The sequence below is a fragment of the Capnocytophaga sp. oral taxon 380 str. F0488 genome (genome assembly GCF_000318255.2).
GTDB classification, from domain to species: domain Bacteria; phylum Bacteroidota; class Bacteroidia; order Flavobacteriales; family Flavobacteriaceae; genus Capnocytophaga; species Capnocytophaga ochracea.
Map to the genome: position 1 here is coordinate 1 of NZ_KB291206.1, position 24,600 is coordinate 24,600.

The 24,600-nt window shown below is 39.0% G+C and carries 17 protein-coding genes; 9 read left to right on the top strand and 8 right to left on the bottom strand.

Going from position 1 to position 24,600, the window contains the following annotated elements; genetic code table 11:
- Nucleotides 1-362: 362 nt before the first annotated feature.
- The 7 genes from tig to HMPREF9078_RS06660 all read left to right on the top strand — a co-directional run bounded on the left by tig (nt 363) and on the right by HMPREF9078_RS06660 (nt 7,488).
- Nucleotides 363-1,691: a trigger factor gene (tig, locus tag HMPREF9078_RS06630; RefSeq protein ID WP_009419922.1), complete on the top strand. Its 1,329-nt coding sequence runs from the start codon at nt 363-365 to the stop codon at nt 1,689-1,691.
- 233 nt (nt 1,692-1,924) lie between these two features.
- A complete protein-coding gene (clpP, locus tag HMPREF9078_RS06635; RefSeq protein ID WP_009419923.1) occupies nt 1,925-2,584 on the top strand; it encodes an ATP-dependent Clp endopeptidase proteolytic subunit ClpP in 660 nt (219 codons plus the stop codon).
- Nucleotides 2,584-3,816: an ATP-dependent Clp protease ATP-binding subunit ClpX gene (gene clpX, locus HMPREF9078_RS06640; RefSeq protein ID WP_002672217.1), complete on the top strand. Its 1,233-nt coding sequence runs from the start codon at nt 2,584-2,586 to the stop codon at nt 3,814-3,816. Before clpP ends, clpX begins: the two co-directional genes overlap by 1 nt.
- A 63-nt stretch (nt 3,817-3,879) precedes the next feature.
- Nucleotides 3,880-4,482 (top strand): thioredoxin family protein, encoded by a 603-nt coding sequence (locus tag HMPREF9078_RS06645; protein ID WP_009419924.1) that lies wholly within the window; start codon nt 3,880-3,882, stop codon nt 4,480-4,482.
- A gap of 30 nt (nt 4,483-4,512) precedes the next feature.
- The gene (locus tag HMPREF9078_RS06650) at nt 4,513-5,154 is read left to right on the top strand and encodes a hypothetical protein (protein WP_009419925.1); all 642 of its coding nucleotides are present in this window, start codon (nt 4,513-4,515) and stop codon (nt 5,152-5,154) included.
- Nucleotides 5,155-5,158: 4 nt separating this feature from the next.
- Nucleotides 5,159-5,833, top strand: a complete 675-nt coding sequence (gene trmD, locus HMPREF9078_RS06655) for a tRNA (guanosine(37)-N1)-methyltransferase TrmD (RefSeq protein ID WP_009419926.1) — start codon at nt 5,159-5,161, stop codon at nt 5,831-5,833.
- A gap of 26 nt (nt 5,834-5,859) precedes the next feature.
- Complete coding sequence (locus tag HMPREF9078_RS06660; protein ID WP_009419927.1) at nt 5,860-7,488, top strand: AMP-binding protein; 1,629 nt, start codon at nt 5,860-5,862, stop codon at nt 7,486-7,488.
- Here HMPREF9078_RS06660 and HMPREF9078_RS06665 read toward each other — a convergent pair.
- The 5 genes from HMPREF9078_RS06665 to HMPREF9078_RS06690 all read right to left on the bottom strand — a co-directional run bounded on the left by HMPREF9078_RS06665 (nt 7,485) and on the right by HMPREF9078_RS06690 (nt 14,982).
- Nucleotides 7,485-8,978, bottom strand: coding sequence for a sulfatase (locus HMPREF9078_RS06665; protein ID WP_009419928.1), 1,494 nt, complete (start codon nt 8,976-8,978; stop codon nt 7,485-7,487). The two genes, HMPREF9078_RS06660 and HMPREF9078_RS06665, sit on opposite strands and share 4 nt — an antisense overlap.
- A 517-nt stretch (nt 8,979-9,495) precedes the next feature.
- Nucleotides 9,496-11,322: a HEAT repeat domain-containing protein gene (locus tag HMPREF9078_RS06675; protein WP_009419930.1), complete on the bottom strand. Its 1,827-nt coding sequence runs from the start codon at nt 11,320-11,322 to the stop codon at nt 9,496-9,498.
- A gap of 10 nt (nt 11,323-11,332) precedes the next feature.
- Nucleotides 11,333-12,778 carry an SWIM zinc finger family protein gene (locus HMPREF9078_RS06680; RefSeq protein ID WP_009419931.1) on the bottom strand — a complete coding sequence of 482 codons (1,446 nt, stop codon included), beginning with the start codon at nt 12,776-12,778 and terminating at the stop codon, nt 11,333-11,335.
- Nucleotides 12,779-13,109: 331 nt separating this feature from the next.
- Entirely contained in the window at nt 13,110-13,964 is an 855-nt protein-coding gene (locus HMPREF9078_RS06685; protein ID WP_034543142.1) for a hypothetical protein, read from the bottom strand.
- Nucleotides 13,965-14,019: 55 nt separating this feature from the next.
- Entirely contained in the window at nt 14,020-14,982 is a 963-nt protein-coding gene (locus HMPREF9078_RS06690) for a transketolase family protein (protein ID WP_009419933.1), read from the bottom strand.
- Nucleotides 14,983-15,263: 281 nt separating this feature from the next.
- On the opposite strand from HMPREF9078_RS06690, the gene gltS reads away from it, so the two are divergent.
- On the top strand, nt 15,264-16,502 hold the full coding sequence (gltS, locus tag HMPREF9078_RS06695) for a sodium/glutamate symporter (protein WP_009419934.1): 1,239 nt from the start codon (nt 15,264-15,266) through the stop codon (nt 16,500-16,502).
- Between the two features lie 267 nt (nt 16,503-16,769).
- On the opposite strand, the gene nagB is transcribed toward gltS, so the two are convergent.
- The 3 genes from nagB to HMPREF9078_RS06710 form a co-directional block, all read right to left on the bottom strand.
- Nucleotides 16,770-18,713 carry a glucosamine-6-phosphate deaminase gene (gene nagB / locus HMPREF9078_RS06700; RefSeq protein ID WP_009419935.1) on the bottom strand — a complete coding sequence of 648 codons (1,944 nt, stop codon included), beginning with the start codon at nt 18,711-18,713 and terminating at the stop codon, nt 16,770-16,772.
- Nucleotides 18,714-18,962: 249 nt separating this feature from the next.
- Complete coding sequence (gene cysS, locus HMPREF9078_RS06705; RefSeq protein ID WP_009419936.1) at nt 18,963-20,441, bottom strand: cysteine--tRNA ligase; 1,479 nt, start codon at nt 20,439-20,441, stop codon at nt 18,963-18,965.
- Between the two features lie 33 nt (nt 20,442-20,474).
- Nucleotides 20,475-21,419, bottom strand: coding sequence for a glycosyltransferase family 2 protein (locus HMPREF9078_RS06710; protein WP_009419937.1), 945 nt, complete (start codon nt 21,417-21,419; stop codon nt 20,475-20,477).
- 355 nt (nt 21,420-21,774) lie between these two features.
- On the opposite strand from HMPREF9078_RS06710, the gene gyrA reads away from it, so the two are divergent.
- Nucleotides 21,775-24,300, top strand: a complete 2,526-nt coding sequence (gene gyrA / locus HMPREF9078_RS06715; RefSeq protein ID WP_009419938.1) for a DNA gyrase subunit A — start codon at nt 21,775-21,777, stop codon at nt 24,298-24,300.
- The last annotated feature ends 300 nt before the right edge of the window (nt 24,301-24,600 follow it).

Consider the following 24,600-nt stretch of genomic DNA (forward strand, 5'->3'; position numbering starts at 1 on the left):
AAAGACGAAGAAAGAACGAACAAAAGACGAACAAATGACGGTGCGAGTCGCACGGGCAGATAAAGAAAAGACGAAGAAAAGAAGGTGCGAGTCGCAAGGGCAGATGAACAAATAACGAACAATGAATGAAGATAAGGTGAAAGAAACCTCTCCCTATTCACATACTGAGCTGTTGCAAACTTCCTCTTTGAGGAATGTAGCGACGCAAAAAACATTGTGAGATGAAAATGATTAAAAATTTAGGGTGAAGAAAAAGTAAAATTGATGCTTTTAAAATATAAGAATTAGCATAAAGTTTTGCTATATAAAAAAAATGTACTACTTTTGCAAACTGAAAAATTTGGATTAATATTTTTTAAAAAATGAATATAAACAGAGAGCAAGTAGATGCTTTGAATGCTGTCATTAAGATAGCTATTGAAAAAAACGACTACGCCGATAAAGTAGAGAAAGTACTAAACGATTACAGAAAAACTGCTTCTATTCCTGGATTTAGAAAGGGTCACGTACCTGCTGGTATGATTAAAAGACAGTATGGCAAAGCTGTGAAGTTTGACGAAATAAACCGAGTGTTACAAGACTCGTTGTACAAATACATAGGCGATGAAAAACTCAATATTTTAGGTAACCCTCTCCCCAAAGAGAAAAAAGACATCGACTTAGATGCTGATGACTTTACTTTTGAGTTTGAAATAGGCTTGGCTCCTGCTATCGAAGTAAACTTGCAACCTAAAAAAGGAATCGTTCGCTACGAAATTACCGTTACTGATGACCAAATCGACAAACAAATAGAACGCATTCAGAAACAATTTGGTAAACTCGTTGCCAAAGGCGAAGTAATAGATGATGACAGTCTTGAAGTGACTGGTACTTTCTTTAACGAGGAAAAAGGTATTGACTCTCAAGCTACTTTCACCTTAGAAGAACTCAGCAATGCTGTTCGCAAAGAGTTTGTAGGCAAAAAAATAGGTGACCAATTTCAGTTGCAAACCAAAGGATTGTTCAAAGATGCACACAGCTTAATGCACTACCTAAAAGTATCGCACGACGAAGCTCATCACTTAGATGTAGAAGTTACTTTTACCCTGGAAGAAGTGAATGAACGCGAAAAAGCTGCTTTAAACCAAGAATTGTTTAATAAGCTCTTCCCTGATGGTTCTGTTACCAACGAAGAGCAATTGCGCAACAAGATAAGAGAAGGTGCTCAACAACAATACAATGAGCAAGCTGACCAGCATTTTTTAAACACCGTTACCGATTATTTGGTAGACAATACTCAGTTTGACCTCCCTGTTGCTTTCCTTAAAAAATGGTTGCGCACCGCTGGTGAAAAAGAACTTACTGAGCAAGAAGCGGAAAAAGAATACGAGCATTCAGAAAAAGGATTGCGTTATCAGCTTATCGAAGGCAAGGTAATGGAAGATAATAACTTGCACCCTAAATTTGAAGAGTTAAAAGACTTTGCGCGCACTTATATCAAAGCTCAGTTATCTCAATACGGTATGCCTACCGATGACGATAGTTATGTAGACGGCATTGTAGACCGTGTATTACAAAACCGCGAAGAAGTACAACGCATTCAGCAACAATTGGTATTTAAGAAACTCATTGAGTTTTACAAAGAAAATGTAAATACTGATGTAAAGAAAGTTACTTTCGATGAATTTGTAAAGTTAGCTTTCCCTGAATAGAACTTCACAAAAAACATAAAAAACCAGTCCAAAATTGCTAATGATAAATACCATTTCTGTATCTTACTTTGGCAATTTTGGACTACCCTTTTTAGGTAAAAAGGTAAGTGATAAAAGGTAAAAACAGCTACACTTTGACAAAGTTTGATATTTTGTAGAAGTCTGTTAATCATTATCTAACCATACTTCCTAAAAAGATAACCTTTAATTATTAACAATTAATCATTAAAAAAGTGAATTTATCAGACGAATTTAGAAAATATGCTACTAAACAGCACGGTGTAAATAGTCTTTACTACGATAAGATTATCGGCAGTATGACTCCTTACATTATGGAAGAACGCCAGCTGAATGTAGCCCAAATGGACGTGTTTTCGCGCTTGATGATGGATAGAATCATCTTCTTGGGCACCGATGTAAACGACCAAGTAGCGAATATTGTTACTGCGCAATTGCTTTTCTTGGAAAGTGTGGATAGCGCTAAAGATATTCAAATCTATATCAATTCGCCAGGGGGTAGCGTGTATGCCGGCTTAGGCATTTACGATACGATGCAGTTTATAAAACCTGATGTGGCTACTATCTGCACCGGTATTGCTGCTTCGATGGCTGCCGTATTGCTATGTGCTGGGACTGAGGGCAAACGCTCGGCATTGCCACACTCTCGTGTAATGATTCACCAACCTTCGGGAGGTGCACAAGGGGTAGCCAGCGATATGGAAATAAATTTAAAAGAAATGTTGAAACTCAAAAACGAACTCTACGAAATCATTGCCAAGCACTCTAAGCAACCTTTTGCTAAAGTGTATAAAGACTCAGAACGCGACTACTGGATGATAGCACGCGAAGCTAAAGAGTATGGTATGATAGACGAAGTGTTAGAAAGGAAATAATGGCTAAAAAAGAAGTAGAATATTGTTCATTCTGCGGTCGTGCAGAACCCGAAACCGAGATGCTAATTCGCGGTATGGCTGGTAATATATGCAACTATTGCGTTGAACAAGCTAATATCATTATAGAAGAGGCATTCGGCACTAAAGCTCAAAAAGGGAAGCCTGTAGTATCGGGTGATATGACCCTGAAAACCCCACAAGAGATTAAAAAATTCCTCGACCAGTATGTAATAGGTCAGGACTTTACTAAAAAAATACTCTCGGTGGCAGTATACAATCACTACAAGCGTTTGCAACAACCTGATGCTGACGATGAAGTGGAAATACAAAAGAGTAACGTGATAATGGTAGGCGAAACGGGTACAGGTAAAACCTTAGTAGCACGCACCATTGCTAAGATGCTAAACGTGCCTATTGCCATTGTAGACGCTACAGTACTCACTGAAGCAGGCTATGTAGGTGAAGATGTAGAGAGTATTCTCTCACGCCTGTTACAAGCTGCTGACTACGATGTGGAAAAAGCTGAAAGAGGTATCGTGTTCATAGACGAAATCGACAAGATTGCTCGCAAGAGCGACAATCCCTCTATCACTCGTGACGTATCGGGCGAAGGGGTACAACAAGCACTGCTAAAACTCCTCGAAGGCTCTGTGGTGAACGTACCTCCCAAGGGCGGACGCAAGCACCCCGATCAGAAGTATATAGAAGTAAACACCGAACACATCTTGTTTATTGCCGGAGGAGCTTTCGACGGCATTGAGCGTGTTATTTCTAAACGCCTGAATATGCAAGCGGTGGGTTACAACTCGTCTAAAAATACACAAGTAGATAGGAAAAACTTGGTGCAATACATCATACCCAAAGACCTAAAAGACTTCGGTTTGATACCCGAGATTATAGGTCGTTTGCCGGTGCTTACCTATATGAATCCATTAGATAAACACACTTTGCGTATGATTCTTACCGAACCTAAGAACGCTATCATCAAACAGTATAAAAAACTCTTTGAGATGGATGGCATTAAATTTGATATAACAGAAGAAGCACTCGACTTTATCGTTGAGAAAGCCTTAGAGTATAAACTCGGCGCACGTGGTTTGCGTTCGCTATGCGAGAATATACTCACTGATGCGATGTTTGAGCTTCCTAATTCAGGCGTAAAAGAACTGACAATAACCAAAGAATACGCTGAGGAAAAACTGAACAAATCAGCTTTGCAAATAGCTTCTTAAATTATAAAAGCAGGTGCGAGCTTGTAGCTCGTGCCTTACCTTTTAATTGTTAATTAATTGAATATGGATACAACACAAATCATTCGCAATAGCCTCCTAAAAGCTGTTTCTTACGAGACCTATCGCAACCTGATAGACAAGTATGCAACAGAAGGGAAATCGAGCGGAGAAGAACAAACTGAAGAACGCATATATTACACTGCTTTAAACCAAAAACGCTACAAACGCTTAGATAAGACCATAGAAATACCTGAAGATAAGGCTCAATTCTTTGCAAACTACCCTAAGAGTGTTTGTTTATTAGTGATTACCGAAAGTTGGTGTGCTGATGCGGCTCAAATTGTACCCGTAGTACATAAAATAGCGACCCTCAACCCTAAAATCACTATGAAACTTGTTTTTAGAGATGAGAATGAAGAGCTGATGAATCTTTTTCTTACCAATGGAGGTAAAGCCATTCCTGTAGTAGTGTTTTTAGACTTAGAAGATAAGGTGTTAGCACATTGGGGCTCTCGTCCGTCAGTAGCTACTAAAATGGTAGAAGAAGAGAAGGCTAAGAATGGTAAACTCACCCCTGAATTCAAAGAAGAACTACAAAAATGGTACAACCAGGACAAAGGAGCCACCATTGTAGACGATTTTATGAAGATAATGAAAACATTGTAACCTCAATTATTAATTTAAAATATAAGTTATATGAAAAAACTAATAATAATAATGATGGCACTTAGTGCCTTTTCTGGTGTATCAATTAAAGCACAAGATGCGACAACAACTTCATTTAGTTCACAGAAAACTGCTTCAACTACTGTAGAAGTACAACCTGAAGAACCAAAGCCTACCAGCCTACCTGAACAGTTCCAACGTATGATAGACAGAGCAGGGTCTTGGCAAAACTACAAAATGTTTGACAAAGTTAAGCTTGCCAGCTTTCAACGCAGTATGGCAGACAGTGTGAATAATATAAAATCACGCCTCGCGGCTGAAAAGGAAACAGTAAAAACTCACGAAGAAACTATTAAGACACTAAATGATAATATAGCCTCTTTACAAACTACCTTAGACCAGACCCGCAATGAGAAAGATAGTATGAATCTCTTTGGAGCTTTGTTATCCAAAGGCTTATACAATACCATTATGTGGGGGATTATTATTGCTTTAGGAGTTCTATTAGTGCTATATATTTACAAATACTCTAACGGAAATATCGTTACAAGAAAATCTCTTCATCAATTATCAGAATTACAAGAGGAATACGAGAGCTATCGCAAAGCAGCTATTGAACGCGAACAGAAAGTGCGTCGCCAGTTGCAAGACGAAATAAACAAACATCGTTAGACTGATGCGTATTGATATTATATCGGTTGTTCCTGAACTAATGGAGAGTCCTTTTGGCTACTCTATTATAAACCGTGCAATTGATAAACAATTAGTAGAAGTACATTTCCACAACCTGCACGACTATGCCAATAATGCCTACCGCCAAGTAGATGACTATCAGTTTGGGGGGGGGGCAGGTATGGTGCTGATGATAGAGCCTATCGATAAGTGTATTTCAGCTCTCAGAGCTGAAAGAGATTATGACGAGGTGATATTCCTCACCCCTGATGGCGATACACTGCAACAAAAGATGGCTAACCAACTGTCGTTGGCTAAAAATATTATCATCTTGTGTGGGCACTTCAAAGGGGTAGACCAGCGCGTACGCGACCACTTTATCACCAAAGAAATATCCATAGGTGACTATGTGCTTTCAGGTGGAGAATTAGGTGCAGCGGTGCTTTGTGATGCAATTATTCGCCTCATCCCTGGTGTCCTCTCCGATGAAACCTCAGCCCTTACCGATTCGTTTCAAGACAATTTGTTGGCTCCACCAGTCTATACACGTCCTGCTAACTACAAAGGTTGGGAAGTACCCGAAATTCTTACCAGTGGCAATACCCCTAAAATAGAACAATGGCGGGAAAATATGGCTTATGAACATACCAAAGCCAAACGACCTGACTTACTGAAATAACAAAAGAATAACTTAAAATAATCCTTATGAATAAAAACTTAGCTTACACTTACGGAGCTTCCGATATCTCTCTTATAGGGGAAACTATCGACCAGAACCTTCGTAAAACAGTGGAAAAATACCCTAATAAGGAAGCGCTTATATCCGTACACCAGGACTATCGAGTTACTTACGCCGAGTTTTATGCACAAGTAACGGCTGTAGCCAAAGGGCTTATCGCCTTAGGTGTTAAACAAGGCGATAGGGTAGGTATTTGGTCGCCTAATTGCTATGAGTGGACGCTCTTGCAGTATGCCACAGCCAAAATAGGAGCGATAATGGTGAATATCAATCCTGCTTATCGTACCAGCGAACTGATTTATGTAATCAATCAATCAGGGATATCATATATCTTCGCTGCCCCTCAGTTTAAAAGTAGTAATTATAAAAAAATGATAGACGATGCGCGTGAGTTTACTGAAACTTTGCGTAAAGAAGTGTATTGGGGAGAGAGCTGGCAACATTTCTTAGCACACGGTGAAAAAGTTACCGACGAGAAACTACTTTCTTTTGAAGAGAAAGTGCAGTTTGATGACCCCGTAAATATACAATATACTTCAGGAACTACGGGCAACCCCAAAGGTGTTACACTTTCTCACCACAATATCCTCAATAACGGTTATTTTATCGGTATCCGAATGAATTATACCGAAAAAGACAGAGTGTGTATTCCTGTACCTTTTTACCATTGTTTCGGAATGGTTATTGGAAATCTCGCTTGTACAGTTCACGGGGCTACAATGGTAATCCCCAACGATAGTTTCGACGCTACTAAAACACTCGAAGCTGTAGAGAAAGAAAAATGTACTTCGCTTTATGGTGTGCCTACGATGTTCATCTCAGAACTGTATGTATTAGACAAACAACCTTATGATTTATCAAGTCTGCGTACAGGGGTAATGGCAGGAGCTTTGTGTCCTCCTGAAATTATGAAACGCGTGAAAGAGCAAATGAATATGCACGAAATAACTATTTGTTACGGTATGACAGAAACTTCACCTGTCTCTACACAAACTAAAATAGGAGCACCTTTCGAGAAACAAATTTACTCGGTAGGAACTATTCACGACCACTTAGAGATTAAGATTATCAATCCTGAGACCAAAGCTATCGTCAAACGAGGTGAGAACGGTGAGCTATGTACCCGTGGCTATTCAGTAATGTTGAAATATTGGAACAGTCCGCAAGCTACACAGCAGGTGATAGACGAACAACGCTGGATGCACTCTGGCGATTTGGCTATGATGGACGAGGATGGCTATATTCATATCTCAGGTCGCATTAAAGATTTGATTATTCGCGGAGGGGAAAATATCTCTCCTAAAGAAATAGAAGACTTCCTCTATACTTATAAAGGAGTAATGGACGCGCAAGTAATTGGTGTCCCTAGCAAAAAATACGGTGAAGAAGTTATGGCTTGGATTAAACCTAAAGAAGGGGTTACCCTCACTGAAGAAGAACTCCACGACTTCTGCAAAGGGCGTATTGCTCATTACAAAGTGCCTCGTTATTGGAAATTTGTAGAAGAGTTCCCGATGACTATCTCGGGTAAAATACGCAAGGTAGAAATGCGTGAAATATCAGCAAGAGAACTCGGGTTAGAGGACGAAGATTAAGGTAAGGGAACTATTTTCCCTGTCTCTTTATTCATAGGCATCTGCGCCTTTACTTCTTTGAGGTAATGGCGCAATTTTTTTGTGAGTTGCTTTGTCTTACGAGGGTACTGCTTAATTAAGTTATGAGCTTCGCTTATATCTTCTTTAATATTGAACAACTGTTTTTCACCTGTTTTGTGCATATATACTAATTTCCAATCGCCTTGCCTTATAGCACTCGAAGCTCCATAACCATAGCCTTCTACTGTATACCAATTGTTAGGACAATGCCAATAAAAGTAACGGTGCTCCTCTCCTACTCTTTTACCTTTTAAGGTCGCCAAAAAACTTTTTCCATCTACCTTTTGAGGTACTTTATAGTCTCTTATCTTCGCCACTTCCAAAAGTGTCGGAAATACATCTTCTATAATTACAGGTTGCTCCGTGCGCTTATTTGTGGGTAGTTGCCCTTGCCAAGAGGCTATCATAGGAATACGCACACCTCCTTCATAAGCCGAGCCTTTACCTGCTTGTAGCGGATAATTATGTGTATTAGGCTTTCCACCACGACCTACAGCACTCAGCCCTCCGTTGTCCGATAGAAACAAAATAAAAGTATCATTTTCTAACTGATGTGCTTTGAGGTAATCCAACACATCGCCCAAACTCTTGTCCATAGCTTCTATCATCGAGGCATAACGTGTTTCAATAGAATTTAAATGCTGATATTTAGCACTGAAACGCTTATCTTCCTCAATAGGAATATGCACTGCGTAATGTGAGAGGTAGAGAAAAAACGGACGGTCTTTAGGTCGGTTATCTAATGTTTCAAGTGCTTCTAACGTAAGTGCTTCAGTTACAGAAATATCTTTACTCCAATATTTTTCGAGGTCAGGAATCGCAAAAGCTGACGAAGGTTGTCCATCGGTACGATTGCCAAAATTAGTAAGCCCTGAATAGCTTGCAGGTCCTCCTCCCGCGTGCCCTGCAATATTCTTCTCAAATCCTAAATTCAACGGATTAGCCCCTAAGGTTTGAGTTGCCCCAAAGTGTGCTTTTCCTATGCAAATAGTGTAATAGCCAGCTTCTTTTAATAACTGAGGAAGCGTTTTAGCATAATAAGTGTGAGGTACATTAGGTATGGGTGAAATACCATTCACATTCCAATCGGGTGGTGTGAGTACGGCATCTTCCACATCGGTAGGGGTATTGTAGTGCAACGTCCAGTTAGTAACACGGTGACGCGCCGCATTGCTACCGGTAAGCAAACTCACTCTGCTGGGCGAACAAATTGACGCCGCATAACCTTGCGTAAGCTGCACCCCTCGCGAAGCCAATCGCTCCATATTAGGCGTGTGATAAATATCGTTATTAGGAACACGTTCACTCCAAAAAGGCAAAGAAGTGTCTTCCCATCCCATATCGTCTACTATAAAAACTACTATATTAGGGCGTTGTGCTTCAACTGTGAGAAAAAGGAGTGTTGAAGCAAGTAAAAAGAGTGTTCTCATTTCATTTAAAGTTTTAGCAAAGATACAACTTTTCAATTAAAGAAAATTATATATAACTAAAATAATAACTAAATTTCATCTTAGATAGAGTCTAAGTTGATCTTAGATATATTTATTGTTCATCATATGTTCGTTTGCCCGTGCGGCTCGCACCGTCATTTGTTTGTCTTTCCTTCGTCATTTGTTTATCTGCCCGTGCGGCTCGCACCGTCTTTTGTTCGTCATTTGTTCGGCTTTTGTTCGTCTTTTGTTCGTCTTTTGTTCGGCTTTTGTTCGTCTTTTGTTCGTCTTTTGTTCGTATTTTGTTCGTCTTTTGTTCGTCTTTTGTTCGTCTTTTGTTCGTCTTTTGTTCGTCTTTTGTTCGTCTTTTCTTTATCTGCCTGTCGTGCTACGACTGACCGTGTAACTCGCACCGTCTATCCTATAAGCTTTGCATAAAAATCTTTCTAATTCACTACTAATCACTAACCATTAATCATTAACCATTCAATTGTGCTTTCATATCACACCCTTTTTGTTATCCTCTTTCTATCTCTTCTGCTATTTCTTTGAATATCTTTAACTTATTCTTCTCAGCCAAAATTCTGAACTTCTGTGCGTATTCCTTAGGAAACTGCTTCCAAAAATCTGTGTCAGAAAGGTTATACAGAAAATAATAAGCATTTCCAGCCTTCATTTTTTCTAATGAGTGATAAACAAGCTCATACTTATTGGGTAAGTTTCGTTTTAAAATAAGGCGGTACAACCATATAGTGTCTTCTGAAAAAGTTTCTGAGAGCGCTTTCAAAAGCCATTCATCTAATGATTTTCCATCTTTTTCTAAGGCATCAAGTATAATAAAAGTATTTAATGCATAATTGTTATGGAGCTTTTTAAGACTACGGAGGAATGAATAAAACACAGGTATCCAACGAGGGTCTATTCTATCTACTCTCACCTCTGAACATTTACGAACTGTATAAGTATAATAACCATTAGTTCCACTAAATGTTTCTAACATACTTCCTGTTGCAAGTGATTTTCCAAGTGTAGTGCTAAATGTTTCAAATAGTTGTTCCTTACTAAAATTTTCATTATTAAAAGCTCTCCAAAAAAAGTTTATCCACAAATCATTATAACCACTGTTAAAAGTGAGATATTGCTTATGCTTATCATAGAATGCCACTACCTTATCAGCTTCAAAGCTATTGAGAATACCCACTATTTTCATAGGTATGGGGTCATAAGTATTCTTAAATAGATTCCTCCGAAGAGTATTGAATTTCTGAGATTGTAGTAATTCAGATAAAAACTCATATACTTCATTACAATCCTTATTCTCCAAAATATCCAAATCAATAGCAAAACGTTCAAAAGCATTAGTTACTGCTACATTGTTATCTGTTTTTTCTATTGAAAGTAGTATGTTAAATTGCTCGTATACCTTTTTAAGAAAAGGTTGATAATGTGAAGGTATTGCTAATAAAGAAATAGCTTCAGCCAAAGCTTTTGCATTTCCTTTTGCTTTATTAGTTTCATAAAGTGCAAGTAACTTATCGATGCTACGTTGTGTGCCCAATATTGCTAATGCCTTATAGGAAGCCTCCCGTACCAACTTATTCTTGTCACTTGTAAGACTCATAATAAAGTCTTCTGTTTGCTTATCTTTCCTCTCAGCTATTATGCTAATGGCTTCAGCTTGTAGATTAGGTAAACTCTCACCGAATATCTTATCCGTTAGGCTATCCATCTCGGCATACTTTAACTGGTACAATAATCGCAAACGGCGTACGTTTTCAGTCCTATCCTCTAAACGAAAATCCGATAGCAGGAAAGGGAGCATTGCTTGACCACAAGTGGGAATAATAGTTTGGAGTACATAATCGGCGAGTTCAGTATACTTATCAGCCAAGGCATAGCTCAAATAACCAAAGGTACGAGAATCTTTAAATATACCACGTTCAAAAGCGTCTTTAAGTACTTCTAAACGTCCTGAGTTACTTTGGGTAAGAGCTTGCAATACAGGTTTCAGTTGTAAATACGAATAGGTTGTATTCACATCGGCTATAGATACATTGGGTTCTTGTAGGGCTTTGGTAGCTTCTGCTTGTATAGTAACGCCTTGTGTATAGAGCACCGAATAGAGCAAAGTGGAAACATTTAATAGCTTTTCGGCAGATTGCTGGCTTTCAACTTGTAGCAATGCTTCTACTTCTTGGGCTAATTTATTAAATACCGGAGCCTTTTCTCCCAATTTTTTCAGTATAGGAATGTACTTCTGCAAGCGAGGGTCATTTTTAGCAAACTTACTTCCTGCTATAAACAGGCGGTTAAGTTCTTGTTGTAAATCGTATAAAGGTTTCATTTCTAATATGCTAATATAATAAACGGATAATTTTATCAGGGGTAATAAGCGACATTGGCTGAGCAGACAAAAGTCCACTGGCTACATCATTATGCATCATTGCTGTGAGGGTGAGACCTTCGGCGTTGGAGGGCAAAAAAGCTTTCAGATTGCCCGTTGGCGATACAGCCCCTTCTCCTATATCTTTCAAGGTGATAGCAAAACCATTGGCATCTTCTACAACCAAATCCTCCCCTACTCTATAAGCTTTATGCAGTGCCAAAAGTACTACTGGATGCTTGTCCATCAGTGGATTTTTTATAGTGTTCTTTACTCTCTTGATAGTATCAGCAAACTGAGTCGATGCCCATTGCTTAATGGTAGTAAGGTCTGTTTTTTGTAGAGGGCGTTCTGTTATACTGTCAGCTTCCCAACGAATACGAGGGTTTGTATCGCCAGGGTAAATATATAGGTCTTTCAGTTGTAAAACACCAAACATAGTGTTCTCTTCCTTGATGTACTTTGCTGCCTTATAAGGACGATAATTCATCGTATTGAATATCTTGCCTGTAGTTAGGTTAAGCCATAATCCTTCGTCTACATATTCTTTGCGCGCTTCATTGTCATAACTATTAAACGAAAGCTGTACAAGGCTTGCATTTTCCTCATAAAGTCCATATTGCATTAGCTCTACTAACTTCCATACATAGCCTATTTGCTCTTCAATAGCTGAAGATAGTTCAGGCAATCCTTCTGGATCTTCTTTGCGGGCTTTTAGATATTCAGAGGCTTTTTTCAGTAAAGCTGAAAGATAATTTAAGTTATTTACTACCTCTGTATATTCTTCCTCTTCTACTTCTTCAAGTGACAAAAGTAGATTATTGAAAGCTGTTTGTATACCGCCTATATAGTAGTTGCCCAATTCTTTTATTTGAGTTCTAAGGGTGGCGCGTAATTTAGCATCTATTGAAGAAAGTCCTGTACTGACTATATCGCGCAAAAGTTTCTGAGCTGTATCAATACCTATAAGCTGAGTGTCTACTTTCTTAACAAAAGCCACTCTATTTAACTTCTTAGGTTTCTCAGCTTTCTCTTTGATAGACTCTTTTTCTTGAGTTTTCTTTTCCTGTCTTTTCTCTATCTTTTCACGCTTAGTAGTAATATCTTCTGGCACCTCACCTTCACTAAATTGACTCTTATCTGCCTCAAAGCAATACAATAAACCAATAGCGTGTTTGCAAGGAAACTGACGGCTAGGGCAATTGCAACGAAACACTGGGTTATGGCTATCTATATAGTCAGCTGAGCAATAATAAGGATTTTTACCACTTCCTGCACATTCACCCCATATAAGGTTCTTTTCAGCATTGATTTTTAGATTAGTAAATTTTCCCTTCTTTTGTAAATCTCGCCCTTTTTTAGCTGCTTCGGCATTAGGAGCGAGTTCTTCAATCTTTTGTTGTGTTACTTCTATCATATTGTATTGTGAATTATATGGTTTTATAGGAACATAAGCTACTTATTATCCTTTTATAAAAGTGAAAGCTACAAAACGGAACGCAGTCGATGGCAATGTTTAAGTTCAAGACCTCTATACCCACAAAGGCAAAGACTATAGCAAAGTTTTAATTATGATGTGATAAACATCAGCGGGGGTAACACACATTCCCCTTATTAAAAACTGTTTGGGTATAGAGCGAAATATCAATGAGTGTGTTTGCTATCTTATGAAAAATCCGTTTTGTAGCTTTCTAAATTGGTATGATGTAAATCTGTTATAGGTCAACTATTTTACACCGCACCAAACCCTATTTCTTTAAAAGGTGTTCAATAGTACTTTTATAACTGTTAGGCACTACGATTCTAAAACCTGCAACCGTTTCCTTTATTTTCATCAATTCGGCTGTTCTTTCTACTACTAGAGCAGTTACCTTTTTCTGACGTTCTTGTTGCAACCTTTGAAGTTCTTGTTCATATTGCAATTGAGCGTTATTCTGGAACGTACGGAACTGAGCCTTATAAAAGTTTACTTCACTTTCAACCTCACGATGCTGAGCTAATAGCTGTTCTTGCAGTTCTTGTAGCTCAGCAAGGTCGTACAGAGGTACATTCTTTATTTTAAATACCTGCTCACCTACTTGCTTTAGGGTAATAAGTTCTTTCTTAGTGAGATTTGTGCGCACCTCATCAAAATTATGAATATACTTCCCGATGTGAGCTGCTTTAGCTTCAGCTTCCTTATATCGTACTACCTCTTCAAGTGATAAAGTTTTGAGGTAATCTTCTATGGTAACCTCTCTAAGACGATTGAGCTGTTCATAGTCAATTGGTTTTACTTCAGCTTCTGCTTCAAGTTGTATATTGGTTAGCTTTTTTGTTAGCACATCTAATCGAGCTTCCTTTTCCTTAATTGCCGTACGTAAATAAGCTGAGATTGCATATAGAGACCCTATTTCAGTGAGCTTACCTCCGATATCATCTACCTTCTCAAAGTTATCCAAAGGTTCCCCTTCAATACTGGAAGTATGAGTTTCAATAGTATTAACAAGGTCTTGAATGGGTTTGAGCCGTTCTTTGATACGCTCACATACATAGTTAGCCTCTGATGAAGTAAGTCCAGAGGCATTAAAATAAGGGTTCTTGGTTTGTAAATAATCTATCATAAACAATTTGCTTTTTATCTGTTTTACAAATAAAGTAGGAGTATTCAATCTTTCCTTAATGGGTAGTTTTTCTTTTGAGTACTTTCTCAACAGCTTTCAAAATACCTTCTTTGTCTAAACCGTACTTTTGCATTAGCTGAGCGGGAGTTCCACTTTCACCAAAGGTGTCGTTTACAGCCACAAATTCCTGTGGAACAGGATAACGCTGTGTAAGCACACGAGCTATGCTCTCACCTAATCCACCATAGTAATTATGCTCTTCACAAGTTACTACTGCTTTAGTCTTCTTTACTGAAGTAAGAATAAGCTCTTCGTCTAACGGTTTAATAGTGTGGATATCGATAACTTCTGCTGAAATACCTTTTTGCTCCAATTCCTCACAAGCCAAAAGAGCTTCCCATACCAAATGCCCTGTAGCGATAATAGTAACGTCCTTCCCTTCGTTTAACAAAATACCTTTTCCTATTTCAAAGGTTTGGTCTTCAGGAGTAAAATTTGCTACCGTAGGACGACCGAAACGTAGGTAAACAGGACCTACATAATCAGCAATGGCAATAGTAGCAGCTTTCGTTTGATTGTAATCACAAGGATTGATAACTACCATATTAGGAAGCATTTTCATCAAACCAATATCTTCTAATATTTGATGGGTAGCTCCATCTTCTCCGAGAGTAAGCCCAGCGTGAGAGGCACAAATTTTTACGTTTTTATTTGAATAAGCTATCGATTGGCGTATTTGGTCATACACACGCCCTGTAGAGAAAGCTGCAAAGGTGCCTGTAAAAGGTATTTTACCTCCAATAGCAAGACCAGCAGCAATACCCATCATATTTGCCTCAGCAATACCTATTTGAAAGAAGCGCGTAGGGTTCTCCTCGATAAATTTTTCCATCTTCAATGAGCCAATCAAATCGGCACAAAGAGCAACTACATTAGGGTTCTTACGTCCTAACTCAGTAAGTCCTGCCCCGAAACCACTTCGGGTGTCTTTTTTTCCTGTATCAATATATTTTTTCATCGGTAAATGAGTGTTATTCTTTTTGAGCGACAAAAGTAATACTTTTTATCTTTTTTTCCTAACAAAACTTTCTATTTCTGCATAAACAAAATAAATGAAAAGCTGAAACGCCTCTATAAGCATAAGAAGAAAACTAATTAGTTCTATCACAAGCTATCGTTTTAAATTAAGAGTAAAGATAGTAAACATTCATCACTTACAGTTTTTTTTGTTTATTTATTTCTTCAGTAAAATAATCTTTTGTACTTTTAGCCCCTCATTAAATCTATATCTCGCTTATTATGGATATGAAAACCATTATCATCGACCCTTATTACACCCTGATTGTCGCTACAATAGTGTTACTCGTAGGGCGACTATTAGTGCATAAAATTAAATTTTTAAGAAACTTCAATATACCTGAACCTGTAGCAGGCGGATTGTTAGCAGCAGTATTTATCTATCTGTTGTATACTGCCACAGGCATTTCCTTAGAGTTCAATACCAGCTTGCAAGATGCTTTTATGCTATTTTTCTTTTCGTCCATAGGTTTGAGTGCCGATTTCTCTCGACTAAAAGCTGGTGGTAGAGGGCTAATTATTTTCCTGGGGGTGGTCGCCCTCTTTATTGTAGTACAGAACTCTGTGGGGGTGGGTTTAGCAAGTGCTTTGGGGCAAAACCCTGTTATGGGACTCATCACGGGCTCTATAACACTTACTGGCGGACACGGAACGGCAGGTGCTTGGGGTAAAATATTAGAAACCGACTACGGTATAAAGGGAGCTACTGACCTGGGAATGGCTTCGGCTACCTTCGGATTGGTACTCGGCGGACTTATTGGTGGTCCCATAGCACGCAAGTTAGTGAACAATATAGGAAAAAAGCCTATTACTGAAGAACAAAGTACTGACACCGTAGCCGATAACGTAGTAGAAGTTTTTGAAAATGCAATTAAACAACGCCTCATCACTTCTAAATCAGCGATAGAAACTATGGCACTATTTGCCGCTTGCCTATCGTTTTCAGCTATAATGGTATCACCCACAGTAACTGCCTTCTTCCCAGAGAGATTCACTATTCCTCAGTTTGTATGGGCATTATTCTTTGGGGTACTCTTGCGCAATGTGCTCACCAGAGGCTTTAGTGTAAATATGTTCGACCGCGCTATCGATGTGTTTGGCAACGCTTCTCTGAGTTTGTTTTTAGGCATCGCCCTCTTAAACCTCAAACTGTGGCAATTGCTTGATTTAGCCCTCCCGATGCTCATTATTTTGGCAGTGCAAACCTTTGTGATGTGCTCTTATGCCTATTTTGTTACCTTCCGCCTGATGGGTAGCAACTACGATGCTGCTGTACTCTCAGCAGGACACTGCGGTTTTGGTATGGGTGCTACCCCTACGGCAGTCGCCAATATGCAGTCGGTAACCGAGCGTTTTGGACCTTCACACAAAGCCTTCTTGATAGTGCCAATGGTAGGGGCTTTCTTTATCGACTTCATCAATGCTTTTATTTTAACTACCTTTATTAGTTTGTTGCAATGATAATAGCCGATGGTTATGGTGAAATTAGGGTTAGATTATACAAAGTTTATAGGATAAACTAACAAAGAACAAAGACAAAAAAAGTATTAGATTCTGAAAAACCAAAAGGTTTATTCTATCAAAACATAATGGACAATATTCGTGGTAAAACACTAAATAAAATGAGGCTATCTAATAATAGATAACCTCATTATTTTTTTAGATTGATAAACAATCTTTTAAAACCTTATAGAAAAGTTACTTCTATAATAAAAACCTATCAAATTCTTAGAAGAAGTAACGTTTGAAAGCCTCGATAGCGGCATAGTCAGCGAAGCCTAAATTACGATAACGACGAGCGGTTTCGCTGTTACGAGCTTCGGCGCGTTGCCAGAACTCACGCAAGTCGTCTCCTTGGAACATAGCACCATCTTTTTGAGATTGGTGGAAGAAGATAGCTTGACGTTTTTTGAGTACTTGTGCAGGGCTCATAGGTACAGCCATTTCGATTTCGTGGATGTCCCATTCGTGCCAAGCACCGCGGTACAACCATACCCAGCAGTCTTTCATATAATCTTTGTGTTTCAAATTCTTCAAAGCAGCAAAGATAGCATCAAGACATACTTTGTGAGTACCGTGAGGGTCGGCGAGGTCACCAGCAGCATAGATTTGGTGAGGTTTTACTTCTTCAATCAAATCCATAATGATTTTGATATCGGCTTCGCCTATAGGGTTCTTTTTCACACCACCTGTTTCGTAGAAAGGCAAGTTGAGGAAGTGTACGTGTTTATCAGGCACACCTTCATAGCGTGTAGCTGCCAATGATTCGTGGCGACGGATGTTACCTTTGAGTTGGCGTACGAGAAGACTATCAATTTCGTTAGATTTTTTGTTGGTGATGTTGCTAATAATCTCGTTGATTACAGCTACTTCAGTTTTGTTTTCTTTGGCTATATCTTTGAATACTTCGGCGAATTTAAGTGCTTCGTGGTCAGATACGGCAAAGTTACCGGAAGTTTGGTAAGCTACGTGTACTTCGTGACCTTGAGAAACTAAGCGGTCGAAAGTACCTCCCATAGAAATCACGTCGTCATCGGGGTGAGGACTGAAGATGATCACGCGTTTTTTATGAGGATGTTCACGTTCGGGGCGGTTTGTATCATCGGCATTAGGTTTTCCTCCTGGCCATCCAGTAATGGTGTGTTGCAAGCGGTTGAACATAGCAATGTTCAAATCGTAAGCAGGACCTGATTCTGCCAAGAGTTTTGACATACCGTACTCGTTGTAATCAGAATCTGTAAGTTTGAGGATTGTTTTACCCAAGTGTTCGCAAAGCCAAACAATAGCTTTAGCTTTGAGGTCTTCGTCCCATTGTACATCGGTAACGAGCCAAGGGGTTTTAATACGAGTAAGATCGGCAGAAGCCTCTTCGTCTAATACAAAAGTAGTGTTTTCGTGAAGTTGGAGGTAGCTTGAAGGTACTTCGGCAGTGATATCGCCTTCTACAGCTTTAGCTACGATAGAGGCTTTACTGCTACCCCAAGCGAGCAATACGATGCGGTGAGCTTTTAACACGGTGCGGATACCCATTGTAATGGCTTGACGAGGCACATTGTCGATACCGTGGAAGGTTTCAGCAGCATCGGAACGGGTGATGTGGTCGAGAGTGATGATGCGGGTACCAGAATTGCGGTTAGAACCAGGTTCGTTGAAGCCGATGTGACCGGTACGACCGATACCGAGGAGTTGAAAATCGAGTCCGCCACATTCTTCGATTTTTTTGTCGTAATTAGCACAATAAGCTTCTAATTGGTCGTGAGGTACAGTTCCGTCGGGAATATTGATATTTTCCTTAGGAATATCAATATGGTTGAAGAGGTGCTCGTGCATAAAGTACCAATAACTTTGTATATCCTCTTTTTCCATTGGATAATACTCGTCTAAGTTAAAGGTAATTACGTTTTTGAAGCTAAGACCTTCTTCTTTGTGCATACGCACGAGTTCGTCGTAAACTTTCACTGGAGAGGAGCCAGTGGCTAAGCCTAATATGCATTTTTTGCCTTCGGCTTGTTTCTTTTTGATAAGGTCGGCGATTTCGTGTGCGACACTAATTGAAGCGGTTACTGAGTTCGAGAAAACAACGTTATAGATTTTCTCGAAACGAGTTTCCTCAACGGAGCCAGCAGGCTGATGAGCAATTGATGAAACTTCTTTTCTGATATGTGTTCTCATTTTTGTTAATGAATAATTATTATAATTTCAGTTTTGACCCTGCAAAAGTATTTCTTTTTTACAAATTACACAAATAAATTTAACATTTCTTTATAGTATCTTTTTATAGAGCATTCTAAGAACTTAAAGCATAGATAATTTGGTTCATAAATCAAATTATTAAACACCTAATAATCATCATAAAGACAAATCTCTACATTCTCTGAATTAAGTACTACTAAGCTCTTTGTTTCAACCGCAACAGTTGTTTTAATTTACACTATAACTCGTTCCCTCCTTACCGTCTTTGAGCTGAATACCCAATGCAAGGAGTTCATCTCTAATCTTGTCGGAAAGCACCCAATCTTTATTGGCACGAGCTTCCATTCGCATATTAATAAGCAACTGGAGCACGCCGTCGAGCTTGTCGTTGTTATTAGCCGTTTGTTGCTCACTTTGTAACCCCAATACATCAAAAACAAAAGCATTCATCAGTTCTTTCAACTCCTTGAGCTCTGTTACCGAAATTCTCTCTTCATCATTTTTTACTTGGAATATCCACTTTACAGCTTCAAAGAGATGGGCTATGAGTATAGGTGAATTGAAATCGTCTAATAGTGCATCGTAGCATTTTTGTTTCCATTCGGCTATAGGGAGCGAAGTTGGGAGCTCTGTATCAGTAGTAAGTTCATTTAATATCTTCATCGCTTCCATAAGTCTGTTAAAGCCTTTTTCGGCAGCGAGCATAGCTTCATTAGAAATGTCAAGTACACTACGGTAGTGTGCTTGCATAAAGCAAAAGCGAATAACAGCAGGAGCAAAAGGTTTCTCAAAAAAAGTATTCTCTCCGTTGATGAGTTCCATAGGCAATATATAGTTACCAGTAGATTTACTCATACGTTGCCCATTCATTGTGAGCATATTGGCGTGCATCCAGTATCGTACGGGACTTTCTCCGTGACCTGCTTTACCTTGTGCAATTTCGCATTCGTGGTGTGGGAACTTTAAGTCCATACCGCCTCCGTGAATGTCAAATTGGTTACCGAGATATTTGGTACTCATCACCGTACATTCTAAGTGCCAACCTGGAAAGCCGTCGCCCCAAGGTGATGCCCAACGCATAATGTGGGCAGGAGAAGCTTTCTTCCAGAGCGCAAAGTCCTGAGGATTGCGTTTTTCGCCTTGCCCATCTAAATCACGAGTATTGGCAAAGAGCTCTTCTATATTGCGTCGAGAGAGCTCCCCATAATTGAGTCCGCGTTTGTTGTATTCAAGTACATCGAAGTATACAGAACCATTGCTTTCGTAAGCGAATCCGTCTTTTAAGAGTTTTTCGGTAAGCTGTATTTGCTCCAATATATGCCCTGTAGCGGTAGGCTCAATAGTAGGAGGCAGTAAATTAAATATCTCTAATACTTTGTGGAAATCTACAGTGTATTTCTGTACAATTTCCATAGGTTCGAGTTTTTCGAGACGTGATTGTTTTACAAAGCGGTCGTTGTTCACATCACCATCATCGGTAAGGTGACCTGCATCGGTAATATTGCGTACATAGCGCACTTTGTAACCTAAGAATTTAAGCGCACGATACACAAAATCAAACGACATAAAGGTGCGCACATTGCCTAAATGCACATTGCTGTATACAGTAGGCCCACATACGTACATTCCTACATTGTTTTCGTGTAAGGGTACAAACACTTCTTTTTCTCCTGTTAAGGAATTAAATATTTTTAATTGATGTTCCATTACTGTTATATTATCTACTAATTTGCTAATTTACTAATTTGTTAATTCCTTAATTTTATATCTCTCTTCGTTACTTTTAGTCTTTAAAATAATTTCTCCCAGAAAGCCTGCAATAAATAGTTGTGTACCAATGATCATAGTGGTAAGCGCAAGGTAAAACTGAGGTCTATCAGCAATAAGACGACCGTGTGGATTGATAAATAATTTATCAATACCAAGGTAAGCCGAAAACAAAAAACCTATAAAGAACATCAGTACTCCCAATGCTCCAAAGAAGTGCATCGGGCGTTTACCGAAATGGGATAGAAAACTAATGGTGATAAGGTCTAAAAAACCATTGATAAACCTATTCATACCGAATTTGGTCACACCGTATTTACGGGCTTGGTGTTGTACAACTTTCTCGGTAATGCGGTTGAAACCAGCGTTCTTTGCCAATACAGGAATATAGCGATGCATCTCACCTGATACTTCAACATTCTTTACAACCTCTTGTTTGTAGGCTTTGAGTCCGCAGTTGAAATCGTGAAGGGTGAGACCTGAGGTTTTGCGCGCTGCCCAGTTGAAGAGTTTAGAAGGCAGATTTTTTGCCAATACCGAATCATAACGTTTTTTCTTCCAACCCGATACAAGGTCATAACCCTCTTGGGTAATCATATTATAAAGAGCAGGAATCTCATCTGGACTGTCTTGCAGGTCGGCGTCCATAGTAATCACCACTTCACCTTGTGCTTGTTTGAATCCTGCGTGCAGTGCTTGTGATTTGCCGTAATTGCGCAAAAAACGAATACCCTGTACATTAGTATCTTTACCCGATAACTCTTTGATTACCTGCCAAGAATTATCAGTACTACCATCGTCTACAAAGATAATTTCATAAGAATAACGGTGTTCAGTGAGTACTTTGTGTAGCCACTGATAAAGTTCAGGTAGCGATTCTTGTTCGTTGAGAAGCGGTATGACGATTGATATTTGCATCTTATAACAATTTGAAGTGCAAAAGTAATAAATTAATAATGAATACCAATAAATGTAGCAAATAAATTCATTTTTATCACCATATAACTTGTTTATATGAATGATATAAGGTTAATCACTTTAAAATACGATTTCATAGATAATAACACTGCATTTTTACCTACTAAAGGCTTTTTTATTTAATCTATAGCACTATTTTTCTTCTTTTCTATTAATTTTTTATAAGTTATTTTTACACTTACTATCAAACACTTACAGTTTAATGATGAAAAAACAAACATTTTTTTATTGTCAATATAAAAAAAGGTTGTATCTTAGCACGCTAATTTATATAACAGATACCTATTAATATATTATGACAGAAGGAGAAAAACTGATTCCTGTAGACATCAGCGATGAAATGAAATCTGCCTATATCGATTATTCGATGTCGGTAATCGTTTCACGTGCATTGCCCGATGTTCGTGATGGTTTAAAACCTGTACACCGCCGTGTACTTTACGGTATGTACGATATGGGAGTGCTCAGCAATCGCCCTTATAAAAAGTCGGCTGCTATTGTGGGTGAGGTTCTCGGTAAATACCACCCTCACGGCGATACAGCTGTTTACGATACTATGGTGCGTATGGCACAATATTGGAGTTTACGCTATATGCTTGTAGACGGACAAGGTAACTTCGGTTCAATGGGTGGTGATCCCCCTGCCGCAATGCGTTATACCGAAGCCCGTATGCGTAAATTCTCCGAAGAAATGCTCTCAGATATCGACAAGGAGACAGTTGACCACCAACTTACTTATGACGACTCTCGTGAAGAGCCTATCGTACTCCCTACACGCATCCCTAACCTACTGGTGAACGGTTCAGCAGGTATCGCAGTAGGTATGGCTACTAATATGGCTCCTCATAACCTTAATGAAGTTATCGATGGCACTATTGCTTATATCGACAATAACGATATTGAAATCGATGAACTCATTAAATACATCAAAGCTCCTGATTTTCCTACGGGAGGTATTATCTATGGCTATGAAGGCGTAAAAGAAGCCTTCAAAACAGGACGCGGACGAGTAATCATTCGTGCCAAAGCTGAGTTTCAAGAAATAAAAGGTAAAGATTGTATTGTAGTAACCGAAGTCCCTTATCAAGTCGATACATCTGTGCTTTTGAAAAAAACATCTGACCTCGTAAAAGAAGGTAGGTTAGAGGGTATCACCGATGTACGCGATGAATCAGCTCGTGGTAAAATACGTATCGTCTATATTCTCAAACGCGATGCAGTGCCTAATGTAGTGCTCAACAATCTCTTTAAGCATACCGAGCTACAAACCTCATTTAGTGTTAATAACATCGCCTTAGTAAAAGGGCGCCCTCAGTTGTTAAACCTTAAAGACCTTATCTTTCACTTCGTAGAACACCGTTATGACGTAGTGTATAGACGTACCGACTATGAACTTCGCAAAGCCAAAGAGCGTATTCATATTTTAGAAGGGTATATGAAGGTGATGGCAACCGAGGACACTATGGGTAAAGCTATTGAGATTATCCGTTTCCACGATAAACCTAAAGAAGATTTAATTGCCGAATTCGACCTTACCGATGTACAAGCCGAAGCTATCTTAGCGTTAGCACTACGTCGTATCAATAAGGTTCTTATCCAACAAACAAAAGAAGAATACGAAGAAAAGCTGGCTGAAATACGCGATTTAGAAGATATCTTAGCTCGCAAAGAACGTCGTACCGAAATTATTAAGGAAGAACTACTCGAAATAAAAGAGAAGTATGGCGATGAGCGTCGTTCTACCATTGAATACGCAGGGGGCGAATTCAGTGTAGAAGATATGATTCCTGATGATAAAATGGTAATTACCATTTCACACGCAGGCTATATCAAACGCACTCAGCTTAGTGAATATAAGACCCAAAGCCGTGGCGGTGTAGGACAAAAAGCCTCTACCACACGCGACCAAGATTTCTTAGAACACCTCTTTGTAAGTTCTAATCACCAATATTTATTATTCTTTACTCAAAAAGGTAAGTGTTTCTGGATGCGTGTATACGAAATACCAGAAGGTAGCAAAACTGCCAAAGGTCGTGCTATACAAAACCTTATCAATATCGAATCCGATGATAAGATTAAGGCGTTCGTGAGTGTACAAAACCTCAAAGATGAAGACTACATCAGCAACAATTACCTCATTATGGCTACTAAAAAGGGTATTGTTAAGAAAACGCTTCTCAAAGAATACTCTCGTCCACGCCAGAATGGTATCAATGCCATCACTATTAAAGAAGGTGACGAACTTATCGAAGCAAAACTTACCTCAGGCAGTAGCCAGTTGATGTTAGCCGTCAAATCAGGTCGTGCGATTCGTTTTGCCGAAGAGAAAGTGCGTGCCGTAGGGCGTAATTCGCAAGGGGTTCGTGGTATCGACTTAGATACTGAAAACGATGAGGTAGTAGGTATGATTGCTATTGAAAACCCACGCGAAGAGACTGTATTGGTAGTATCAGAAAACGGCTATGGTAAACGTTCCTATATTGATGACCCCGAAACACACGAAGCCGTATATCGTATTACTAACCGTGGTGGTAAAGGGGTAAAAACCATTTCTATTACCGAGAAAACAGGTCAGTTAGTAGCCATTAAAAGCGTATTAGAAGGTGAAGATTTGATGATTATCAATAAATCAGGTATTGCTATTCGTCTATCAATCGATACCCTTCGTATTTTAGGACGTGCTACTCAAGGCGTAAAACTCATCAATATCAAAGGTAAAGACTCTATTGCCGCCGTTACTAAGGTAATGAAAGAAGATGACGATGAGAGCACTGAAGAAGCTCCTACTAATGATAATGAACCTTTAAATACTCAGGAATAAAATTTGTGTTCATAATTAAATTAAAAAAGCCCGTAATACTGCGTATTACGGGCTTTTTTCTACCCTAATCTACCCACCTTACCTTCGCTATTCCTTTAACCACTGTTCGTCTTTTCTTTATCTGCCCGTGCGACTCACACCGTCTTTTGTTCATTTACATATACAAACTTTGCCAAAGTTTGAAACTTTGGCAAAGTTGAAATCTACTAATAACATTCTTCTTATTTATATCTTAGTTTTAACTTACCTTCACTTTTTCTCCGCTTTTTGTTCGTTCTTTGTTCGTCTTTTGTTCGTCTT

Excerpts from the sequence above, each read along its gene's own strand:
- tig (WP_009419922.1), top strand. The coding sequence starts at position 363 with ATGAATATAAACAGAGAGCAAGTAGATGCTTTGAATGCTGTCATTAAG.
- cysS (WP_009419936.1), bottom strand. The coding sequence starts at position 20,441 with ATGGAACATCAATTAAAAATATTTAATTCCTTAACAGGAGAAAAAGAA.
- HMPREF9078_RS06680 (WP_009419931.1), bottom strand. The coding sequence starts at position 12,778 with ATGATAGAAGTAACACAACAAAAGATTGAAGAACTCGCTCCTAATGCC.
- HMPREF9078_RS06685 (WP_034543142.1), bottom strand. The coding sequence starts at position 13,964 with ATGATAGATTATTTACAAACCAAGAACCCTTATTTTAATGCCTCTGGA.
- HMPREF9078_RS06660 (WP_009419927.1), top strand. The coding sequence starts at position 5,860 with ATGAATAAAAACTTAGCTTACACTTACGGAGCTTCCGATATCTCTCTT.
- HMPREF9078_RS06645 (WP_009419924.1), top strand. The coding sequence starts at position 3,880 with ATGGATACAACACAAATCATTCGCAATAGCCTCCTAAAAGCTGTTTCT.
- HMPREF9078_RS06690 (WP_009419933.1), bottom strand. The coding sequence starts at position 14,982 with ATGAAAAAATATATTGATACAGGAAAAAAAGACACCCGAAGTGGTTTC.
- gyrA (WP_009419938.1), top strand. The coding sequence starts at position 21,775 with ATGACAGAAGGAGAAAAACTGATTCCTGTAGACATCAGCGATGAAATG.
- gltS (WP_009419934.1), top strand. The coding sequence starts at position 15,264 with ATGGATATGAAAACCATTATCATCGACCCTTATTACACCCTGATTGTC.
- clpX (WP_002672217.1), top strand. The coding sequence starts at position 2,584 with ATGGCTAAAAAAGAAGTAGAATATTGTTCATTCTGCGGTCGTGCAGAA.
- HMPREF9078_RS06650 (WP_009419925.1), top strand. The coding sequence starts at position 4,513 with ATGAAAAAACTAATAATAATAATGATGGCACTTAGTGCCTTTTCTGGT.
- nagB (WP_009419935.1), bottom strand. The coding sequence starts at position 18,713 with ATGAGAACACATATCAGAAAAGAAGTTTCATCAATTGCTCATCAGCCT.
- trmD (WP_009419926.1), top strand. The coding sequence starts at position 5,159 with ATGCGTATTGATATTATATCGGTTGTTCCTGAACTAATGGAGAGTCCT.
- HMPREF9078_RS06710 (WP_009419937.1), bottom strand. The coding sequence starts at position 21,419 with ATGCAAATATCAATCGTCATACCGCTTCTCAACGAACAAGAATCGCTA.
- HMPREF9078_RS06675 (WP_009419930.1), bottom strand. The coding sequence starts at position 11,322 with ATGAAACCTTTATACGATTTACAACAAGAACTTAACCGCCTGTTTATA.
- HMPREF9078_RS06665 (WP_009419928.1), bottom strand. The coding sequence starts at position 8,978 with ATGAGAACACTCTTTTTACTTGCTTCAACACTCCTTTTTCTCACAGTT.